The following is a 19863-nucleotide window of genomic DNA, read 5'->3' on the forward strand; positions in this document are numbered from 1 at the left end:
TTTCAACCTGACGGGTTTGCCAGCTTCGCTGGGCAAACAAAAAAGCGACGCCGAAGCGTCGCTTTTATTCTCACCGTAAGTGCCTGATTAACGCTTGTGCTTGGTCAGCTCGATCACTCGAAGCTTCGCAATCGCCTTAGCCAGGTCACTGGCCGCTTGAGCAAAGTCGACGTCTTTATGCTGATTGTGGATTTTATCCTCAGCGCGGCGCTTCGCTTCTTCCGCCTTAGCTTGGTCCAGTTCTTCACCACGAATTGCGGTGTCAGCCAGCACAGTGACTGTGCTAGGCTGCACTTCAAGCGTGCCACCAGAAAGATAAATAATCTCTTCGCTACCGCCTTGTTTGACGATGCGAACCATGCCAGGCGTGATAGCGGTCAGCAGCGGTGTGTGTCCTGCGTGAATACCCAGTTCACCTTCGCTACCGGTCACCTGAATATGCTCAGCACGACCAGAGAACAATTGTCGCTCTGCACTGACCACATCCAGATGGAAGGTTATCGCTGCCATATCGCCTCCTACTCAAGCCTTACAGGTTTTTCGCTTTTTCGAGCACTTCTTCAATGCTACCGCAGTACAGGAATGCCTGCTCTGGGATATCATCGTACTCACCACTTAGCAGGCCTTTGAAGCTTGCAATGGTATCTTTCAGCGAAACATAAACACCTGGCTGGCCGGTGAAGACTTCGGCGACGTGGTAAGGCTGCGTTAAGAAACGCTCAATCTTACGTGCACGTGCAACCGTCATTTTATCTTCTTCAGACAGCTCATCCATACCCAGGATAGCAATGATGTCTTTCAGCTCTTTATAACGCTGAAGGACAGACTGTACGCCACGCGCCACATCATAGTGGTCTTGACCAACAACCAGAGGATCCAACATACGTGATGTAGAGTCCAATGGGTCGATCGCTGGGTACATACCCATAGACGCGATGTTACGTGACAATACAACCGTTGCATCCAAGTGGGCAAAGGTGGTCGCAGGTGACGGGTCAGTCAAGTCATCCGCAGGCACGTAAACCGCCTGTACCGAGGTGATAGAACCAGTACGGGTTGAGGTAATACGCTCTTGCAGTACACCCATCTCTTCCGCCAGCGTTGGCTGGTAGCCTACCGCTGATGGCATACGACCCAACAGGGCGGATACTTCGGTACCCGCAAGGGTGTAACGATAGATGTTATCGATGAACAGCAGTACATCACGGCCATCATCACGGAATTTTTCCGCCATGGTCAGGCCGGTCAGTGCAACACGCAGACGGTTGCCTGGTGGCTCGTTCATCTGACCATAGACCATGGCCACTTTTGATTCTTCTGGGTTCTCGATGTTTACAACACCGGCTTCCTGCATTTCGTAGTAGAAGTCATTACCCTCACGAGTACGCTCACCGACACCTGCGAAAACAGACAGACCCGAGTGTTGCAATGCGATGTTGTTGATAAGCTCCATCATGTTAACGGTCTTACCAACACCCGCACCACCGAACAGACCGATTTTACCGCCTTTCGCAAACGGGCAAATCAGGTCGATAACCTTCACACCGGTTTCCAAAAGTTCGGTCGCACTTGACTGCTCTTCATAGCTTGGCGCTTCACGGTGGATAGAGTAACGCTCTTTTTCACCGAGCTCGCCACGCTCATCAATCGCGTCACCCAAAACGTTGACGATACGTCCCAGTGTGGCTTCACCCACAGGGACTTCGATTGCTTTACCTGTATTTTCTACTTCGATTCCACGACGCAGACCATCAGATGAGCCCATTGCGATGGCACGGACAACGCCACCACCAAGCTGCTGCTGAACTTCCAGCACCAGACGCTCGCCTTCACGTTTCACATTCAACGCATCATATACCTGAGGTACGGCGTCTTGTGGAAACTCTACGTCGACTACCGCACCGATGATCTGAACGATCTTACCTGTAGCCATCGTTATTCCTCTAAACTAGTTCGTTAACCCTTGCCTTTACACCGCACTTGCGCCAGAAACAATTTCTGACAGCTCTTGGGTGATCGCAGCCTGACGGGCTTTGTTGTAGACCAACTGCAGATCATCAATCAGATTCCCCGCATTATCGGTCGCAGCTTTCATTGCCACCATACGTGCCGCTTGCTCACTGGCGAGGTTCTCTACCACACCTTGATACACTTGCGATTCGGCATAGCGAACCAACAAGGTATCGAGCAACGGTTTCGGCTCAGGTTCATAGATATAATCCCAAGCGTGGCTGCGCTGCATCTCCTCGTCGTCTGACTTTGGCAAAGGCAGCAATTGATCGATCACTGGGGTCTGCACCATGGTGTTTTCAAATTTGTTGAAAACCAGGTACAAGCGGTCCAGCTCACCTTCATCATATTTTTTCAGCATCACCCCAACGGTACCGATGAGGTCTTCCAGTACTGGGGTGTCACCCAGACCAGCAGTTTGTGCCACTACATTGCCGCCATAACTGTTGAAGAAAGCGGTGGCTTTCGCCCCAATTAGTGCCATATCGATTTCGGCACCTTTTTGGCTCCAGCTTTCCATATCGTTGATGACACTTTTGAACAAGTTAATGTTCAAGCCACCACACAGTCCGCGGTCAGTAGAAATGATGATGTAACCAACGCGCTTGGCTTCCCGCTCTTCCAAATACGGATGGCGGTACTCCAAGTTACCCAGTGCAAGATGACCGATCACTTTGCGCATAGTGACAGCGTATGGACGTGACGACTCCATGGCTTCTTGCGTTTTACGCATTTTGGAGGCTGCCACCATTTCCATCGCTTTAGTGATCTTCTGTGTGTTTTTCACACTTCCGATCTTATTACGAATCTCTTTTGCGCCGGCCATAGTTACTCTCCATTAGTGGGCGACCACCGAAGTGGTCACCTACGTGTTACCAAGTCTGGGTCGCTTTGAAGTCATCCAACAGCTTTTTCAGCTGTGCTTCAACGTCATCGTTGTAAGCACCAGACTCTTCAATTTGAGCAGCCAGGTCAGCGTACTGGCTCTTCGCAAAGGCCAGCAGGGAACGTTCAAAGTCACCGATCTTGTTCAGCTCAACATCTTCCAAGTAGCCTTTTTCAGCCGCAAAGATCACCAGTGCCTGCTCGAACACAGACATAGGTGCGTATTGCATCTGCTTCATCAGCTCGGTCACTTTCTGACCGTGATCCAATTGCTTCTTGGTTGCGTCATCCAGATCAGAAGAGAACTGCGCAAACGCGGCAAGCTCACGATACTGTGCTAGAGCTGTACGAATACCGCCTGACAGTTTTTTCATGATCTTGGTTTGTGCAGAGCCACCCACACGCGACACCGAAATACCTGGGTCAACCGCCGGGCGGATACCTGCGTTAAACAGCTCGGTTTGCAGGAAGATCTGACCGTCGGTGATCGAGATAACGTTGGTCGGTACGAACGCCGACACGTCACCGGCTTGCGTTTCAATGATAGGCAGGGCGGTCAACGAACCGGTTTGACCTTTCACTTCACCTTGAGTGAACTCTTCGACATAGTGAGCGTTAACACGTGCCGCACGCTCAAGTAGGCGCGAGTGCAAGTAGAAAACATCACCTGGGAAGGCTTCACGACCTGGTGGACGACGCAGCAATAGCGAGATCTGACGGTAAGCAACGGCTTGCTTAGACAAATCATCGTAGACAATCAGTGCATCTTCACCGCGGTCACGGAAGTACTCACCCATTGCACAACCCGCGTAAGGCGCGAGGTACTGTAGGGCAGCCGCTTCAGAGGCCGACGCCACGACCACGATGGTGTTTTTCAGTGCGTCATGCTCTTCTAATTTGCGAACCACGTTGGCAATGGTCGATGCTTTTTGGCCGATCGCAACGTAGATAGAGTAAATACCAGAATCTTTCTGGTTGATGATCGCATCGATAGCCAGTGCGGTTTTACCGGTTTGACGGTCACCGATGATCAGCTCACGCTGGCCTCGGCCGATAGGGATCATCGAGTCGACCGCTTTATAGCCCGTTTGTACAGGCTGATCAACCGATTGACGTGCAATAACACCTGGCGCAATCACTTCGACTGGCGATGTGGTTTTGGCCTCGATAGGCCCTTTACCATCAATCGGCTCACCCAGAGTGTTCACCACGCGGCCCAACAGTTCAGGGCCAGTGGGTACTTCGAGGATACGACCCGTACCCGTTACCTTCATGCCTTCTTGCAGGTCCGAGTATGGACCCATGACAACCGCACCGACTGAGTCACGCTCAAGGTTCAATGCTAGTGCATAGCGGTTGCCAGGCAGTTCAATCATTTCACCTTGCATCGCATCAGCAAGGCCGTGAATACGAATGATACCGTCGCTGACTGACACGATGGTACCTTCGTTGCGCGCTTCACTCACAACGTCGAATTTCTCGATGCGTTGTTTGATCAAATCGCTAATTTCCGTGGAATTAAGTTGCATGCTCCAATTCCCCAAATCAAGACTGCAATGCATCGCTCAGGCGGCGCATACGGCCACTTACTGAGTTATCGATGACCAAGTCTCCAGCTCGAATAATAACCCCGGCAACCAGGGTTTCGTCTACACTACAGTTCAGCTTTACTTTGCGCTCAAGACGCGCGGCGAGCTTGTCACTGATGGCTTGTTGTTGCTCTTCAGAAAGAGCCGTCGCTGAAATCACTTGAACTTCAACTTCTTTTTCCAGTTCCAAACGCATCGCTAGGAACTGCTCACAAACCTCAGGAAGAGCTTTTAAGCGCTTGTTTTCAGCCATCACCTTAATCAGGTTTTGACCAAAATCATTGAGCTGATCACCGCCAACTGTGATGAACATCTCTGCCAATGTGTCGGCAGAGAAAGAGGCATCCAATATATGTTGAACACGTTCATCACGGGCAATCTCAGCAGTAAAGGCGAGCATTTCAGCCCATTGAGCTAACTCGCCTTTTTCTACCGCAAAATCAAAGGCTGCTTTCGCGTAGGGGCGAGCGAGTGTTGTCAGTTCAGACATTGCTGCCCCTCCTTGTTACAGTTCTGCAGTGATTTTATCGAGAAGATCTTTATGAGCGTTCTCATCAATAGAGCGCTCAATAATTTTCTCGGCACCAATAACAGCGAGCGATGCAACTTGCTTACGCAGCTCATCGCGAGCACGGTTACGCTCGGCTTCTAGCTCGGCTTTACCCTGATTGAGGATATTGTCGCGCTCAGCAGCCGCTTCAGCACGTGCCTCATCGAGGATCTGTGCTTTGCGCTTATTGGCCTGCTCGATAATGTCAGTTGCGTTGCGCTTCGCTTCTTTCAATTGATCAGAAGCATTCGCCTGGGCCAAATCCAGGTCTTTGGCGGCGCGATCAGCCGCCGCGAGACCGTCAGCGATTTTTTTCTGACGCTCTTCAATCGCTTGCATCAATGGTGGCCATACATATTTCATGCAGAACCACACAAAGATAGTGAACGCGATTGCCTGGCCTAGCAGAGTTGCGTTGATATTCACAACGGCGCCTCCTTAATCATAAGCTAAAGGGTCTGTTCAGCTATTAGCCAGTTTACAGTTGACCTACGAATGGGTTCGCGAACGTGAACAGCAGTGCAATTACGATACCGATCATTGGAACCGCATCGAGAAGACCCGCGATGATGAACATCTTAACTTGCAGCATAGGAGCCATCTCAGGTTGACGTGCTGCACCTTCAAGGAATTTACCACCCAGCAGGGCGAAACCAATCGCAGTACCAAGGGAAGCAAGACCTACAATGATGCCCACGGCAATTGCAGAAAAGCTCAATAAAGTTTCCATCACTATCTCCAGTTTTCGTTGTCGGCTTTGAGCCAATAATGACTAACAAATTGCTTTCTAAAAAAATGTCATCAATGATCTGAGTCTTCGTGTGCCTGCGAGAGATACACGATGGTCAACATCATAAAGACAAAGGCTTGAATCGTAATGACTAGAATGTGGAAGATTGCCCACGGCACAGAGCCCAGCCATTGCGCCCACCACGGCAACAAGGCCGCGATAAGAATAAATACCACCTCACCGGCAAACATGTTACCGAACAGACGCATCCCGAGAGAAATAGGCTTCGCCAACAGCGAGACTATCTCCAACAGGAGGTTGAACGGAATCATGATAGGGTGATTGAACGGGTGTAGCGCCAGCTCTTTGGCAAAGCCACTCACACCTTTGATCTTGATGCTGTAGAAAATCATCAAGAAGAACACGCCCAGCGCCATCGCAAGGGTGATATTTACGTCTGCAGTTGGCACCACTTTCAAGTAAGGAATGCCTAACCAATGTTCCGCCGGATACGGTAGAAAATCGATAGGAATTAAGTCCATCGTATTCATCAAGAATATCCAGACGAAGATAGTCAGGGCCAAAGGTGCGATCAGTGGGTTTCGTCCATGGAAGGTTTCGCGGACGTTGTCATCAACGAACTCAACCAAGATCTCAACGAAGCACTGAAACTTACCCGGGACACCTGTCGATGCTTTCTTTGCCACCGATCGGAAAAGGCCTAGGAAGACAATACCGATGAGGACAGAGAAAAACAGGCTATCAATGTGAACCGCCCAAAACCCCTCACCGCTTGACAAGTGTGTCAGGTGGTGAGTGATATAGCCAGACGGTGTAAGCGCATCACCTGACGCAGCCATAACTCATCCTATTTGTTGTTGTTAATGAATAAAACTGGCGCGAGGATATTAATCCCTAATGCCAGCAAATAGGCCAGTTTGAGGGGAAGCAATTCCACCTCGACATACAGGTAAGCAAGGACAAACAAGACGACAGTCAGTGAAATTTTCAACACTTCACCGCTAAAGAAGGACGCCACCACGAATTTCGCCGCTCTGGCCCCACTAAAAAGGAAAGCACACGCCGCAAACGCAGCATTGGCAACCACAAAGATGCCTCCACCGATCAGCGCGGATTTTCCCCAGTCGACATTGATAGCAAGTGCCATCACGATTGCCGTTGCTAATACGACGCCAGCTTGCAAAAGCACCAATTTTGTCGCGATTTCACGACCCGGCCGCGCGAGCGTCGATACCATGTATTTGTTCCTCGATTCCGTTCCACTTAGCACTGTTGCCGTGCTGGGAAAACAGCAAAAATTATACGTTTCGCCCCAACTAATGCAATCGCATCGATGTAAAAAAGCGGGGAAAATTTTACAACAGAGTAACCTGATCACAGTAAGCGCTTTTATGTAACAAAAAGCGAATGGCATAGGTCACATTTCTTCGTCGAAAATTGCAAGAATTTGCGCTAATTTTTCGGATTCTTCAAAATTAATCACCAATTTCCCACTGCCGTTTTTCTGTTGTGTTAATGCGACGCTGGCCCCTAATTTGTCCCCTAAACGCTGCTGGAGCGCTTCAACCTCAGGTGACGATTTAGGCTTTTCCGTCTCAACAGGCGGCGAAAGCATCTTTTTTACTAGTTTTTCTATCTGGCGAACCGTCATCTTTTTGTTGACGGCGGTCAGCGCCGCATCGATTTGTGCGTCGCCTTCTAACGCCAGCAGGGCACGTGCGTGACCCATCTCGAGTTGTTTGTTAAGCAGCAGCTGCCGCACCCCCGATTCCAACCCATTCAACCTCAGTAGGTTACTAATGGTGGTCCGGGATTTACCGAGTGACTCAGCCAACTGTTGGTGAGTCAGCTCAAATTCATCAACTAAGCGCGCCAATGCCTGGGCTTCTTCCATCGCATTGAGGTTTTCGCGCTGAATGTTCTCAATCAAGGCCACCGCACTGGCGACCTTATCGCTCATCTCGCGCACCAAGCAGGGCACATTGTTAAGCCCTGCTTGCTTAGCGGCGCGCCAGCGACGCTCACCGGCAATGATTTCATAGCGCCCGGCTGCCACTTGACGGACCACCAAAGGCTGAATAATACCTTGCGAGCGGATGGACTCGGTTAATTCTTCCAGTGCCTCTTCAGCCATATCTTGACGTGGCTGATACTGACCGGGATCCAACGCAGTAACGGGCAACTGCTGTAATTCGCTGTTACTCGTATTGGTGGACTCAGGGGAAGCTTGGGTGGATGACTGTGCATGTGCACTGGTCGCCAACAAGGCATCCAGGCCCTTTCCAAGACCGCGTTTCGCTGAATTCATTGTTTTCCTCAGGCATTGACAGCGTCAGGCGAGGAGCGTGCTTGCTCTTCGCGACGCAAGATTTCACCCGCAAGGGCGAGGTAGGCTTTGGCACCGCTCGATAATTTGTCGTAGTACATGGCAGGTCGGCCATGACTTGGCGCTTCCGCAAGCCGCACGTTGCGAGGAATCACCGTACGATACACCTTATCACCGAAGTGTTTTTTGATCTGATCCGATACTTCGGTCGCTAATCGGTTACGCGGATCGTACATGGTGCGCAGCACCCCTTCCACGTGAAGCTCAGCGTTGACCACACTGGCCAGCTTGCTGATGGTATCCATCAATGCGGTTAATCCCTCTAGGGCAAAGTACTCACACTGCATAGGAACCAACACAGAGTTGGCAGCGGTCATTGCGTTAATCGTCAGCAAGTTAAGCGATGGTGGGCAGTCGATAAAAATATAATCATAACGGTCCACCACAGGCTCCAGCATGGTGCGCAGGCGCACTTCGCGAGCGAACACTTCCATCAGCTTAATTTCTGCCGCAGTCACGTCGCCATTGGCGGCGATCAGGTGATAGCTGCCTGCCGTATCGTCCACCACAACTTGCTCAAACGGTGTGTCTTCAATTAAGAGATCGTAGGCGGTGGCATGCACATCGTATTTGTCCACCCCACTGGCCATGGTCGCGTTACCTTGTGGGTCTAAATCAATCAGTAGCACCTTACGATTAGTGGCAGCCAGTGACGCTGCAAGGTTGACACTGGTGGTGGTTTTCCCCACGCCGCCTTTCTGGTTTGCTACCGCGATAACTTTACCCACGTGCTCTCGACCTCTATTCGTTACTCTTTGCTCTCAAGATTACTAGATGACGCGCCCCTTCCAATCCCGGTACCTTCAAAGCTTTGATATCGGTCACAGAACAAGCAGCAGGCAAGGCATCCAGCTCCTGCTGGTCCACTTGCCCTTTCAGCGCGTAAAAATATCCCTCAGCATGAGGAAGATGCTGACACCAGCTCACCATATCGTTCATCGACGCAAACGCCCGGCTCAATACGCCATCAAAGCCATCATCGGGAGTAAAATCCTCGACACGGCTTTGCACCGGCGTGACATTGTCTATCTCGAGTTCGTGCAACACTTGGCGAATAAAACGAATCCGTTTGCCTAAACTGTCTAGCAAGGTGAAGTGTTTATCCGGATTCGCGATAGCCAGAGGAATACCTGGTAATCCTGGACCTGTCCCTACATCGATAAAATGATCGCCGTCAAGATGGGGCGAAACAACCAAACTATCGAGAATATGTTTCACCACCATGTCTTCCGGACGACGGACCGATGTCAGGTTGTACGCTTTGTTCCATTTGTCTAACAGGCGCACATACGCGAGAAGCTGCGCCTGTTGTTGTGACGACAAAGCCAGGCCTGCCTTGGCAAGCCCTTGCGTTAATTGTGATTCCATTTATGCCCCTTTCTTCAGCATGCCTTGCTTTTTCAAGTGCACGAGCAAAATGGAGATCGCCGCGGGAGTCACGCCAGAAATGCGAGACGCTTTGCCGACGGTTTCCGGGCGTGCATCGGCAAGCTTTCCTTTCACTTCATTAGACAAGCCTTTGATTTGCTCGTAATCAAGGTCAGTGGGCAGTGCCGTGTGTTCATGACGTTGCGACTTGGCGATTTCATCCTGCTGACGGTCGATGTAACCGGCATATTTTACTTGGATTTCAACTTGCTCACTCGCTTGTGCATCATCATGCGCCGGACCAAATGTCGGCAAAGACACAATATCGTGATAACGCAGCTCGGGACGACGCAGCAAATCTTCGCCATTGGCTTCACGCGCTAACGGTGTTTTTAACATGGCGTTAAGTGCAGTGACATCGTCCGAGTGTGGATGGATCCACGTACCACGCAGACGCTGACGCTCTTGTTCCATGTTTTCCATTTTCTGGTTAAAACGTGCCCAGCGAGCGTCGTCGACCAGACCAAGCTCGCGCCCTTTTTCGGTCAAACGCATATCGGCGTTATCTTCACGCAGCAACAAGCGGTACTCCGCGCGAGAAGTGAACATACGGTAAGGCTCTTGGGTACCCATAGTGGAGAGATCGTCGATCAATACACCCATGTAGGCTTGATCGCGGCGCGGACTCCAGCCCTCTTTGCCTTGCGCTTGCAACGCGGCATTACACCCGGCAATCAAACCTTGTGCACCGGCTTCTTCATAACCGGTGGTGCCGTTAATTTGCCCCGCGAAGAACAAGCCATCGATGAATTTAGTTTCTAGGGTCTGCTTGAGATCGCGTGGATCAAAGAAATCGTACTCGATCGCATAGCCAGGGCGGATCACTTTGGCGTTTTCAAACCCTTTGATCGATTGAATAATGCCCATTTGTACGTCAAAGGGTAAGCTGGTGGAGATGCCGTTGGGATACAACTCGTTGCTGGTCAACCCTTCTGGTTCAACAAAGATCTGGTGTTTATCTTTGTCAGCAAACCGCATCACTTTATCTTCAATTGACGGGCAATAACGTGGACCTATCCCCTCGATAACTCCCTCATACATTGGGCTGCGAGAGAGGTTTTCGCGGATAACGTCATGGGTTTTTTCGTTGGTATAGGTGATATAGCACGGGATTTGTTCCGGATGCTGGTGGACATTCCCCATAAATGAAAATACCGGACAAGGGGTATCACCATGTTGGGTTTGCATCACTGAAAAATCGACCGAGCGTGCGTCAATGCGTGGGGGAGTACCGGTTTTCAGTCGGTCTACACGGAAGGGTAACGCACGCAAACGATCAGCCAGTTTATTCGATGGAGGATCGCCCGCACGGCCTCCTGAGTAATTATCCATACCGATATGGATTTTCCCACCCAAAAAGGTTCCGACAGTGAGCACCACTGTGGTCGCGCTGAACTTCAACCCCATTTCTGTTTCTACGCCAGTGACACGATCCTGCTCGACGATCAGATCCACCACGGCTTGCTGGAACAAAGAAAGGTTCGGTGTATTTTCTAAGGTGTGGCGGATCGCCGCTTTGTACAACGCACGATCAGCTTGGGCACGGGTGGCTCGTACGGCCGGGCCTTTAGACGCATTCAATGTTCTAAATTGGATCCCGCCTTTGTCAATGGCTTGCGCCATGGCACCACCCAAGGCATCAATTTCTTTTACCAGGTGTCCTTTCCCGATCCCACCAATGGCAGGGTTACACGACATCTGTCCCAAGGTGTCGATGTTGTGGGTCAACAATAGTGTTCGTTGATTCATCCGTGCGGCGGCCAGCGCCGCTTCGGTACCAGCATGGCCACCACCCACAACGATGACGTCAAAGTGATCCTGGTAAAACATGATTAAAGCCTCAACCTGGTTAAGTGTTTGCGCATGAACTAAGCAAAAGGGGCGACATTCTAGCGCTTTTTCTGCCAACAGGGAACCAAACCTTGATCCGGATCGTTAAAGCGCATTGGCTTTATATATATAAGATCTTTATATAGATCTTTTATTAGATCTACTATTAGGGAAAGGGATCTTAGTGGATAACTCAAAAAAGATCATTGAGATCAAAGATCTTACAACGATCACTTTTTGTGGGTGGCCTTGGATCCGATCCTGTATCACCTGGGATCAAAATAGGTAGTTATCCACATAGGGTAGGGAGGGTAAAAAGTATTAAATGGATAACTAAAGGAAGATCACTGGGTTATTCCTTAGTTATCCACAGCCTGGTTGGGTGTTTTTTGTTCAGTTAATCGTATGGAGAAGCGGTTCCCAGTCCGCTAACCAACGCTCAGCTTCATCTTCAGGGACCGGATGTGCTTGAATGTCGATATCAATCCGCTCGCCGATTTTGATCGCGCCTAAATCTTGCAGTAGCGCATCGGCCTTCATCCCGGCTTCACAAAAGGTGTCATAACTCGAGTCACCAATCCCCACCACGCCATAGTGAACATCACGCAGCATCGGGCGCTCGGCGAGTAATTGTTCCATCAAAGGCGCGATGCTGTCTGGAAAGTCGCCGGCGCCATGGGTTGAGGTAATAACAAGTAAGGTGCTGGCACTGAGTACATCGTCTATGATCCCTTCATTGATCACGTGAGTCTGGTGGCCTTTGGCTTGTAAAAGATCAGAGAGGTGATCGCCAACGTATTCAGCGCCGCCTAAGGTGCTACCGGTAATAATGGTGATAGTTGCCATACGTTCCTCGTCGTTAAGGTTGTCGTCCCTAGTATTTCGGCCTTATTGCAAGGAGTCAATCACCGCTTAAACCGCTTGGCTAACCGTCATTTGGCTAAGTTGGCAGACACATTGATTGCCCCCTGCTTGCTTCGCCTCCGTCATGGCTTGGCAGGCTTGGTCAATCAAGCTGATCGCTTTAGCGTTCCCGGAAAAGTGTTGAACGATGCCTATCGAGGCGGTGAATGCATGAGCACCGCCATGAAAAGTAAATGGTGTCTCTTCAATGGCGTGATGACATTTAACCGCCCATTTTGGCGCATCGGCGCAATCATTTTCTTTTAGCATGACCAAAAATTGATCAGCGTGAGTGCGGCTCAGTAGCGCATCGTGTGGTAGGTGACGATCCAGTAAGCCAGCAAGGAATTGTAAGCTTTGATCGCCAATATGGTGACCCTGTTGCATATTAAAAGACTGAAAGTGGTCAATATTAATACAAAGGATAGCGATAGGTTTATCGGTTGATGATTGGCATTCTGTGCTCAACTGGCGATAAAACTGGGTGGCATTCCAAGTTTGCGCTAAGGGCTCACGCTGAATGTACTGCCGTGCCTGCCGGTTGAGGGTGTAGAGATCATGGAGATAGAAGTCCATTAATATCACTGACAAGGCAATAAATATCAGAACGATGCTGAGGTAAATCGTTTTGCTATTTAGGCTGGAAAGATTCACCAAGGGGTCGGGCGTGGGTAACACCTGGATGGAAAACATTAAGCCGATGGCTGTCAGTGACAACCCGTAGCGCGCCAAACGCTCATTGGGATCAAACAGCAATAACACGATAGTGGGTGAGACCAGTAACAAGAGTTCGTTTTGGCTTTGCGCCGCAAACACCCAGTAAGACATGATGAACTGCTGGGCAAAAAATATAAAAAAAAGATAGTACCGGGCGATATACCAGCGTCCTGACCACATCACCAGCCAAGTTGCCGCGTACAAAAAGGCGTAACCGACGTTATGCCAAGCCGCGATAGGGAGTTGGAAAGCAAGCCAGTACATGGTGGAGAAAATGAGCGTGCCGACCACGCAAATCACCGTGAGTAGATTGGTCATACGGATCTGATGCCGCATCAGTTGATTATGTTCACTCAGGCCTATCGATAAGATCGGATTAAAACTTGCAAGCATACTACCTCCATCCACACCTGGTTAAAGCGTAGCTGATCATGGTGAAAACTACGTGGATAACTTAGGATCGAACAGTGAGGATAAAGGCGATCAGGCTAGGCATTACAAGGGATCCTTAGTGGAAGGATCCCGTGATCAGGTTGGGGATAATTATTTACCGATACAAAATGATGAAAAGATTTTCCCGAGCAAATCATCGGCACTGAACTCACCGGTGATGGTATTGAGGTGTTGCTGAGTAAGGCGCAATTCTTCTGCTAAAATCTCGCCAGCCATATAGCCTTCGAGCTGCGCTTGGCCGATGTCTAAGTGATGCGCGGCATTGGCAAGTGCGTCGAGGTGACGGCGACGCGCCATAAAACCGCCTTCACTGCCCCCCGCGTAACCCATACAAGCTTTGAGGTGCTGACGTAGTGCATCCATCCCTTCACCGGTTTTGGCACTTAAGCGGATGAGTGCGGGATCATGGGTATTATCGTGTCCCATTGGTTCGTCGGTCATATCCGCTTTATTGCGGATCACTGTCATGCCCATGGCTTCGGGTAAACGGGAGACGAAATCTGGCCAGATCTCTGCAGGGTGGGTCGCGTCAGTAGTGGTGCCATCAACCATAAACAACACGCGGTCAGCTTGCGCGATTTCATCCCACGCCCGCTCGACACCAATCCGTTCGACTTCATCAGCGGTATCGCGCAGTCCGGCGGTATCAATAATGTGCAACGGCATACCGTCAATATGTATGTGCTCACGCAAGACATCCCGCGTGGTACCGGCGATATCCGTGACAATCGCGCTATCTTTTCCTGACAAGGCGTTTAATAGGCTTGATTTGCCGGCGTTGGGGCGGCCTGCGATCACCACTTTCATTCCCTCACGCATGATTGCCCCTTGGTTGGCTTCTTTACGCAGTGTGGCAAGGTGCTCGATAATATGGTTAAGGTCGCTGGCAACCTTGCCATCAGAGAGAAAGTCAATTTCTTCATCGGGAAAGTCGATCGCCGCTTCAACGTAAATACGCAGGTGAATCACTTTTTCCACCAGCGTATTCACCTGACTAGAGAAGGCACCTTGTAGCGATTGTAAGGCCGAGCGGGCGGCTTGCTCGGAGCTGGCATCAATCAAGTCGGCAATGGCTTCAGCTTGGGCTAAATCCAGTTTGTCGTTTAAAAACGCGCGCTCGGAGAACTCACCGGGTCGTGCGGCACGCACCCCAGAAAAGGCACTGATACGCTGAATAAGCATGTCCATGATCACGGGGCCACCATGGCCTTGAAGTTCAAGCACATCCTCGCCTGTGAACGAGTGAGGGCCTTTAAAGAATAAGGCAATGCCCTGATCGATAGGTTGACCTTCCTGATCGAGAAAGGGCAAATAATCCGCACGACGTGGCACTAACTCGCGCCCCGTCATTTTTGTACCAATTTCATGGGCGAGCGGGCCAGACACGCGGACAATCCCCACGCCGCCGCGGCCTGTTGCAGTGGCTTGCGCCACAATTGTGTCGGTTTGAGCCATAATGCACACTCTTTAATTCAATAACAGGCCCGAAGGCCATAAACGACAAAAAGGCGACCGCCGGGTCGCCTTTTCATTATTACGTGACACGGCCTGAGTTACGAGCGTGAATGCAGGCCTTTTTTCTCCAACGACTTGTAAATCAAGGTCTGTTGGATAAGCGTGACCACGTTCGATACCAGCCAGTATAGAACCAGGCCAGATGGGAAGAACAAGAAGAAGAACGTAAAGACCACAGGCATAAAGGTCATGATCTTCTGCTGCATCGGATCGGTGACAGTGGTCGGGCTCATCTTCTGAATCAAGAACATGGATGCGCCCATCAACAGCGGTAGCACATAGTATGGGTCTTGTGCCGACAAGTCTTGAATCCAGCCAAAGAACGGCGCATGACGCAATTCTACCGATTCCATCAACGCCCAGTACAAAGCAATGAAAATCGGCATTTGTAGGACAAGCGGTAAACAGCCCCCAAGTGGATTGACCTTCTCACGCTTATAGAGCTCCATCATCTCTTGGCTCATGCGCTGACGATCGTCACCGATACGCTCTTTCATCTCTTGCAGCTTAGGCTGTAGCATGCGCATCTTGGCCATTGAGGTGTACTGCGCTTTAGTGAGCGGGTACATGGCGCCACGCACGATGAAGGTTAGCATGATGATGGCCAGACCCCAGTTTCCCACAAAGGTTTGAATGGTGGAGAGCAACCAGTGCAGCGGTTTAGCGATAAACCATAGCCAGCCGTAGTCGACCACCAAATCCAAGCTTGGTGCCACCGCGGCCATTTGCTCTTGCAGTTTAGGGCCTACCCATAAGGTGGCTGTCAGCGTCTTGCTGGTGCCAGCGGCAATGGTATCGCGAGTCTTGGTTTGGATATAACCGTATTGCGCCGTGGTACGGGTGCTCAGCACATTATTGTCCGCCCGTGGGATCCACGCGGTGGCAAAGTAGTGCTGGATCATCGCGGCCCAACCTTGGTTAAACGTCACGTTCAGGTTTTTGCTTTGCATATCATCAAAGCTGTATTTCTCGTAACGCTTGTCGTCAGTGGAGTAGGCGCTACCGCGATAGGTTGGCATGGTCAAGCTGCCGCCATCGTCCAGCAAGTTTTGCTTTAGCTGGGTATACATGGTGACACTGGCATTGTTGTCGGTTTGGTTGTTGATAGTGTGTTCAACATCCACCGCATAGCTACCACGCTCAAACACGAAGGTTTTGGTATAGGTAATGCCATCTTTCTCAACCGTCATTGGCACTCGTAAGGTGTCTTGATCGTCTGAGAGCGAGAAGTTGTTTTGCGTCACCTGGTATTGTGCGCGACCCTCAGCCGTATCGATGCCGTCCGCACCAATTAAGCCGCTTTGTGCCACAAAGGTATGATCAGGTTTGCTGTGCAACAGCGTGAAGGCATTGTCAGAATCCAGCTCGGCATCATATTGCGGGAGCTCGGCGTGGACAACATCACCGCCTTGCGTATCAATTTTCAGTGTTAAAACGTCAGTGTTGATGGTGACAAGCTTGTCAGAGACAGGCTGTGCATCAAGAGACGTGGTATCACCGTCATTGCTGCTTGGCACGTCACTGTGAGTGGTTTGCTGCTGCTCAACGCCCTGTCCCTGCGGTTGCGGGGAATCTGGTTTGTTCCATTCCATGTAGAGCATGAAAGAAACGAACAATAGGGCAATCAACAGGATATTGCGTTGGGAATCCATTGTTAATTGTCTCTGTTATGGTGGTCGCAAGGCGGTACAGGATCGTAGCCGCCATCATTCAAAGGGTGGCATTTTAATAGACGTTTGCCTGCCAACCAACACCCTTTTATCACACCATGGGATTGAATCGCCATGATGGCGTAGTGAGAGCAGGTTGGTGTAAACCGGCATCGTGGTCCAATTAATGGACTGATGACCAGTTGGTATCCCCGAATCAGCGCGATGAGCGCTTTTTGCGCGGCGGTCGCGACAAACGTTGCCATAACTTGTCCAATTCGTCTCGTAGCGCTTGATTGCTCAGATTGTTGGCACTTTTTTTCGCGATCACCACAAAGTCTTTCGCCGGCAGTTGATGTTGACGTAAACGAAAGCTTTCGCGGACCACACGTTTAAAGCGGTTGCGATCAACAGCAAGTTTGATTTGCTTTTTCGGTACAGCTTGACCGAGACGTGGATGGCCGAGTGGATTATTTCTGGCGAGTATAGTTAAGTGCGGCGAACCTGCGCGATGCGGTTGCTGGAAGACGGCACTGAAATGTTCGGGAGTTAGCAGACGTAACTCCCGAGGATAAGCGAGCTTATTCACAAATCACTGCGGATTATTTAGAAAGCTGCTTGCGGCCTTTCGCACGGCGAGCGGCAATGACCTTACGGCCGTTCTTAGTCGCCATGCGCGCACGGAAACCGTGAGTGCGCTTACGCTTTAGAACTGAAGGTTGAAAAGTGCGTTTCATGGTTTCTACCTTTATTACTGATCAGTGTTAGGTTTGTTAACCCGACGTGGGAGGGTAGCACTAGGCTTGTCTCCGACGCCTCTCAACAAAGAGGGCGGATTGTAGCCATTGACTAACGATTAGTCAATCACTAACCGACGCCACTCCGGGCGGTGAATTATAAGCGCTTAGGCACAGATCGCAAGGATCGATCCCAAGCGATCGGCGACTAGGGGGTGATCCCGACTTGATTCAAAAACTTATGCAAACGAGGATCGTCGCATTGGTTAAATAACCAATTCGGTGTCCCTTGGGCAATAATGTGGCCGTCGTTCATAAACACCACCCGATCCGCCACATCGCGAGCAAACTGCATCTCATGGGTGACCACCAGCATGGTTTGGTGGCGAGTCGCGAGCTTTTTCATCAATGCCAAGACTTCGCCAACCCATTCTGGATCTAGGGCAGACGTGGGTTCATCAAACAGCAGCAGCTCAGCCTCCAGCGCCATCGCCCGGCCGATGCCAACCCGTTGCTGTTGTCCACCGGATAAAGAGGCCGGGTAATGATCTCCTTTATCGCCAAGGCCAATATCATCGAGGATTTGCTGGGCACGCTCACGGGCTTTGTCTCTCGCCCATCCCTTAACGGTGCGTAGCCCTTCGGCAATGTTGTCACGGGCATTGAGGTGAGCAAATAACGCATAATTTTGGAAAACAAAGCCGGTTTGACGCCGCAACGCCAGAATATCCTGCTTACGGGTGGCCATGTTGCCGCTATCAACGCCTTGTTCCCCGATTTTGATGATCCCTTGCTCGGCGCGCTCGAGAAAGTTAATGCAACGCAACAAGGTGGACTTGCCGGTGCCGCTAGGGCCAATAATGCAAACTATTTCGCCTCGGTCGATAGTGAGGTCGATGCCGTCAAGCACCGCCACTCCTTGATAGATTTTTTTGAGCTTTTCTATCTTTATCATCGTTGATACGCCTTATTAAGGTGTGCCTCAGCCCAATATTGAACGCGCGTTAATGCTACGACCACCGCCCAATAGATGAGTGCCACCGCTAAGTAAGCTTCAAAGAACTTGAAGCTGGATGACGCTTCCATTTGCGCCTGTGCCATGATTTCCGCGACCCCGAGGGTAAAGGCGAGTGACGTGGCTTTAATCATATCGATGAAGTAGTTCATCAGCGATGGCAGGGCGATACGTACCGCTTGTGGCAAGATGATGCGTTGCATCGCTTGGCGGGTGGTCATGCCCACCGCCAGACTGGCTTCCATCTGACTACGATCCACGCCGGTAATGGCGGCGCGGATTGACTCGGCCATATAGGCAGAAAAGTGCAGGCTGATACCGATGACAGCGGCGGTAAAGGCTTCCATCCCTACCAAGGCGGGGATCACCTGAGGGAGGCCATAATAAAGCAAAAACAGCTGCACCAATAATGGCGTGCCGCGGAAGAAGCTGATAAACACTTGCGCTAAGCCATTGAGTAAAGGAATGCGAAACACGCGGATCAGTGCAATCGCCACGGCGAGGGCGAGCGCGAAGATGAGGCCCAGTACAGCCATCTCCATGGTAATCCCCAAATAACGCAGTAGCAGGGGAAACAAGGAGGCCATGTAATCAAAATCGAACGCCATGATTGACCTTTAAACAAAAAAGCCCGCCAACGCGGGCTTATTAAATGAAAGTAAACACTTACTTTTTAGTGACGTCGCCACCAAACCATTTGGTTGAGATATCCGCCAAGGTGCCGTCCTCACGCATCGCGTTTAGCGCAGCATTGACTTCATCACGTAAGCGTTGACCACGCTCTGAGTCGACAAACGGCCATGCATTGGCAATGGTTTCAAAAGGTTGTCCTGCTAATTGTAGAGGCAGACCTGACTCTTTGATCAATTGTAGTGCGGAGAGGCGATCCATAATAAAGGCGTCGGCACGGCCCAGGGCCACATCGTGTTCAATCCCGGTTTCATAGGTTTTGATGTTGATGTCATCAGCGGCTGAATGTTCACGTAGTAGCTGCTCAAAGTTCGAGCCTAAGTTAACGGCCACGGTTTTGCCTTTCAGATCGGCGACCGCGTTAATGGCATCATTGCCTTTACGAACCGTGATTTGTGCGCCGTCCACCACATACGGGTCAGTGAACAGGTACTTCGCCTGGCGCTCATCGGTGATGGTGATTTGGTTTGAAATGGTGTCGATACGGCCGGTTTGTAACAGACCAAACAGTCCTGAGAAGTTAGCGGTGACATACTCAACATCGTAGTCGTTGCGCGCGCCAATCTCATCCCACAAATCAACCTCAAAGCCTTGCAGCTGGTCTTGTTTAACAAAGGTAAACGGAAAGTAGCGGCCAGACATGCCCACTTTTACTGTTTCAGAAGCAAAGGCGGGGGCAGTGAGAATCATGCTCACGCTGAGCAAGGCGTTGATGAACCATTTAGTCATGAAAAGCTCCGTAGTAACCACATCGA

22 protein-coding genes and 1 pseudogene are annotated in these 19863 nt (G+C 50.6%); all 23 read right to left on the reverse strand.

The window, feature by feature from the left end:
- Positions 1-87: 87 nt before the first annotated feature.
- A complete protein-coding gene (locus C7A19_RS12120) occupies positions 88-510 on the reverse strand; it encodes a F0F1 ATP synthase subunit epsilon (protein ID WP_102505474.1) in 423 nt (140 codons plus the stop codon).
- 19 nt (positions 511-529) lie between these two features.
- A complete protein-coding gene (atpD, locus tag C7A19_RS12125; RefSeq protein WP_102505475.1) occupies positions 530-1933 on the reverse strand; it encodes a F0F1 ATP synthase subunit beta in 1404 nt (467 codons plus the stop codon).
- Positions 1934-1969: 36 nt separating this feature from the next.
- Positions 1970-2836 carry a F0F1 ATP synthase subunit gamma gene (atpG, locus tag C7A19_RS12130; RefSeq protein WP_077458596.1) on the reverse strand — a complete coding sequence of 289 codons (867 nt, stop codon included), beginning with the start codon at positions 2834-2836 and terminating at the stop codon, positions 1970-1972.
- Positions 2837-2882: 46 nt separating this feature from the next.
- Positions 2883-4424, reverse strand: coding sequence for a F0F1 ATP synthase subunit alpha (gene atpA, locus C7A19_RS12135; RefSeq protein WP_069362332.1), 1542 nt, complete (start codon positions 4422-4424; stop codon positions 2883-2885).
- Between the two features lie 16 nt (positions 4425-4440).
- Positions 4441-4974, reverse strand: coding sequence for a F0F1 ATP synthase subunit delta (atpH, locus tag C7A19_RS12140; RefSeq protein WP_116645004.1), 534 nt, complete (start codon positions 4972-4974; stop codon positions 4441-4443).
- A gap of 15 nt (positions 4975-4989) precedes the next feature.
- Entirely contained in the window at positions 4990-5460 is a 471-nt protein-coding gene (gene atpF, locus C7A19_RS12145; protein ID WP_046074859.1) for a F0F1 ATP synthase subunit B, read from the reverse strand.
- A 52-nt stretch (positions 5461-5512) separates the two neighbouring features.
- Positions 5513-5764: a F0F1 ATP synthase subunit C gene (gene atpE, locus C7A19_RS12150; protein ID WP_025672872.1), complete on the reverse strand. Its 252-nt coding sequence runs from the start codon at positions 5762-5764 to the stop codon at positions 5513-5515.
- A 71-nt stretch (positions 5765-5835) separates the two neighbouring features.
- Positions 5836-6624, reverse strand: a complete 789-nt coding sequence (gene atpB, locus C7A19_RS12155) for a F0F1 ATP synthase subunit A (protein WP_046074858.1) — start codon at positions 6622-6624, stop codon at positions 5836-5838.
- A gap of 8 nt (positions 6625-6632) precedes the next feature.
- Positions 6633-7022 carry a F0F1 ATP synthase subunit I gene (locus C7A19_RS12160; RefSeq protein ID WP_069362330.1) on the reverse strand — a complete coding sequence of 130 codons (390 nt, stop codon included), beginning with the start codon at positions 7020-7022 and terminating at the stop codon, positions 6633-6635.
- A 180-nt stretch (positions 7023-7202) separates the two neighbouring features.
- Positions 7203-8093 (reverse strand): ParB/RepB/Spo0J family partition protein, encoded by an 891-nt coding sequence (locus C7A19_RS12165; protein ID WP_116645005.1) that lies wholly within the window; start codon positions 8091-8093, stop codon positions 7203-7205.
- Between the two features lie 8 nt (positions 8094-8101).
- The gene (locus C7A19_RS12170) at positions 8102-8899 is read right to left on the reverse strand and encodes a ParA family protein (RefSeq protein WP_069362328.1); all 798 of its coding nucleotides are present in this window, start codon (positions 8897-8899) and stop codon (positions 8102-8104) included.
- A 13-nt stretch (positions 8900-8912) separates the two neighbouring features.
- Positions 8913-9539: a 16S rRNA (guanine(527)-N(7))-methyltransferase RsmG gene (rsmG, locus tag C7A19_RS12175; RefSeq protein ID WP_116645006.1), complete on the reverse strand. Its 627-nt coding sequence runs from the start codon at positions 9537-9539 to the stop codon at positions 8913-8915.
- Complete coding sequence (gene mnmG, locus C7A19_RS12180; protein WP_116645014.1) at positions 9540-11429, reverse strand: tRNA uridine-5-carboxymethylaminomethyl(34) synthesis enzyme MnmG; 1890 nt, start codon at positions 11427-11429, stop codon at positions 9540-9542.
- A 393-nt stretch (positions 11430-11822) separates the two neighbouring features.
- Entirely contained in the window at positions 11823-12275 is a 453-nt protein-coding gene (gene mioC, locus C7A19_RS12185) for an FMN-binding protein MioC (protein WP_069362325.1), read from the reverse strand.
- Positions 12276-12341: 66 nt separating this feature from the next.
- A complete protein-coding gene (locus tag C7A19_RS12190; RefSeq protein WP_116645007.1) occupies positions 12342-13442 on the reverse strand; it encodes a GGDEF domain-containing protein in 1101 nt (366 codons plus the stop codon).
- 150 nt (positions 13443-13592) lie between these two features.
- A complete protein-coding gene (gene mnmE, locus C7A19_RS12195) occupies positions 13593-14957 on the reverse strand; it encodes a tRNA uridine-5-carboxymethylaminomethyl(34) synthesis GTPase MnmE (RefSeq protein ID WP_069362323.1) in 1365 nt (454 codons plus the stop codon).
- 98 nt (positions 14958-15055) lie between these two features.
- The gene (gene yidC, locus C7A19_RS12200) at positions 15056-16669 is read right to left on the reverse strand and encodes a membrane protein insertase YidC (protein ID WP_116645008.1); all 1614 of its coding nucleotides are present in this window, start codon (positions 16667-16669) and stop codon (positions 15056-15058) included.
- A gap of 2 nt (positions 16670-16671) precedes the next feature.
- Complete coding sequence (yidD, locus tag C7A19_RS12205) at positions 16672-16932, reverse strand: membrane protein insertion efficiency factor YidD (protein ID WP_077456636.1); 261 nt, start codon at positions 16930-16932, stop codon at positions 16672-16674.
- Positions 16884-17255, reverse strand: coding sequence for a ribonuclease P protein component (gene rnpA / locus C7A19_RS12210; protein ID WP_046074850.1), 372 nt, complete (start codon positions 17253-17255; stop codon positions 16884-16886). Before rnpA ends, yidD begins: the two co-directional genes overlap by 49 nt.
- 13 nt (positions 17256-17268) lie before the next feature.
- Complete coding sequence (rpmH, locus tag C7A19_RS12215; RefSeq protein WP_025672864.1) at positions 17269-17403, reverse strand: 50S ribosomal protein L34; 135 nt, start codon at positions 17401-17403, stop codon at positions 17269-17271.
- Positions 17404-17611: 208 nt separating this feature from the next.
- Positions 17612-18358, reverse strand: a complete 747-nt coding sequence (locus tag C7A19_RS12220; protein ID WP_116645009.1) for an amino acid ABC transporter ATP-binding protein — start codon at positions 18356-18358, stop codon at positions 17612-17614.
- Complete coding sequence (locus tag C7A19_RS12225; RefSeq protein ID WP_069362320.1) at positions 18355-19026, reverse strand: amino acid ABC transporter permease; 672 nt, start codon at positions 19024-19026, stop codon at positions 18355-18357. Before C7A19_RS12225 ends, C7A19_RS12220 begins: the two co-directional genes overlap by 4 nt.
- 58 nt (positions 19027-19084) lie before the next feature.
- Positions 19085-19762: pseudogene (locus tag C7A19_RS12230) on the reverse strand (amino acid ABC transporter substrate-binding protein); the annotation flags it as partial.
- Positions 19763-19863 lie beyond the last annotated feature (101 nt).

Origin of the sequence: Salinivibrio sp. HTSP (genome assembly GCF_003390965.1) — a bacterium.
In the GTDB taxonomy this organism is placed as follows: Bacteria; Pseudomonadota; Gammaproteobacteria; order Enterobacterales; family Vibrionaceae; genus Salinivibrio; species Salinivibrio kushneri.

Bases quoted from the DNA above. Each gene is read 5' to 3' on its own strand.
- C7A19_RS12120 (WP_102505474.1), bottom strand. From the start codon at position 510: ATGGCAGCGATAACCTTCCATCTGGATGTGGTCAGTGCAGAGCGACAA.
- atpD (WP_102505475.1), bottom strand. From the start codon at position 1,933: ATGGCTACAGGTAAGATCGTTCAGATCATCGGTGCGGTAGTCGACGTA.
- atpG (WP_077458596.1), bottom strand. From the start codon at position 2,836: ATGGCCGGCGCAAAAGAGATTCGTAATAAGATCGGAAGTGTGAAAAAC.
- atpA (WP_069362332.1), bottom strand. From the start codon at position 4,424: ATGCAACTTAATTCCACGGAAATTAGCGATTTGATCAAACAACGCATC.
- atpH (WP_116645004.1), bottom strand. From the start codon at position 4,974: ATGTCTGAACTGACAACACTCGCTCGCCCCTACGCGAAAGCAGCCTTT.
- atpE (WP_025672872.1), bottom strand. From the start codon at position 5,764: ATGGAAACTTTATTGAGCTTTTCTGCAATTGCCGTGGGCATCATTGTA.
- atpB (WP_046074858.1), bottom strand. From the start codon at position 6,624: ATGGCTGCGTCAGGTGATGCGCTTACACCGTCTGGCTATATCACTCAC.
- C7A19_RS12160 (WP_069362330.1), bottom strand. From the start codon at position 7,022: ATGGTATCGACGCTCGCGCGGCCGGGTCGTGAAATCGCGACAAAATTG.
- C7A19_RS12165 (WP_116645005.1), bottom strand. From the start codon at position 8,093: ATGAATTCAGCGAAACGCGGTCTTGGAAAGGGCCTGGATGCCTTGTTG.
- rsmG (WP_116645006.1), bottom strand. From the start codon at position 9,539: ATGGAATCACAATTAACGCAAGGGCTTGCCAAGGCAGGCCTGGCTTTG.
- mnmG (WP_116645014.1), bottom strand. From the start codon at position 11,429: ATGTTTTACCAGGATCACTTTGACGTCATCGTTGTGGGTGGTGGCCAT.
- mioC (WP_069362325.1), bottom strand. From the start codon at position 12,275: ATGGCAACTATCACCATTATTACCGGTAGCACCTTAGGCGGCGCTGAA.
- C7A19_RS12190 (WP_116645007.1), bottom strand. From the start codon at position 13,442: ATGCTTGCAAGTTTTAATCCGATCTTATCGATAGGCCTGAGTGAACAT.
- mnmE (WP_069362323.1), bottom strand. From the start codon at position 14,957: ATGGCTCAAACCGACACAATTGTGGCGCAAGCCACTGCAACAGGCCGC.
- yidC (WP_116645008.1), bottom strand. From the start codon at position 16,669: ATGGATTCCCAACGCAATATCCTGTTGATTGCCCTATTGTTCGTTTCT.
- yidD (WP_077456636.1), bottom strand. From the start codon at position 16,932: ATGGCAACGTTTGTCGCGACCGCCGCGCAAAAAGCGCTCATCGCGCTG.
- rpmH (WP_025672864.1), bottom strand. From the start codon at position 17,403: ATGAAACGCACTTTTCAACCTTCAGTTCTAAAGCGTAAGCGCACTCAC.
- C7A19_RS12220 (WP_116645009.1), bottom strand. From the start codon at position 18,358: ATGATAAAGATAGAAAAGCTCAAAAAAATCTATCAAGGAGTGGCGGTG.
- C7A19_RS12225 (WP_069362320.1), bottom strand. From the start codon at position 19,026: ATGGCGTTCGATTTTGATTACATGGCCTCCTTGTTTCCCCTGCTACTG.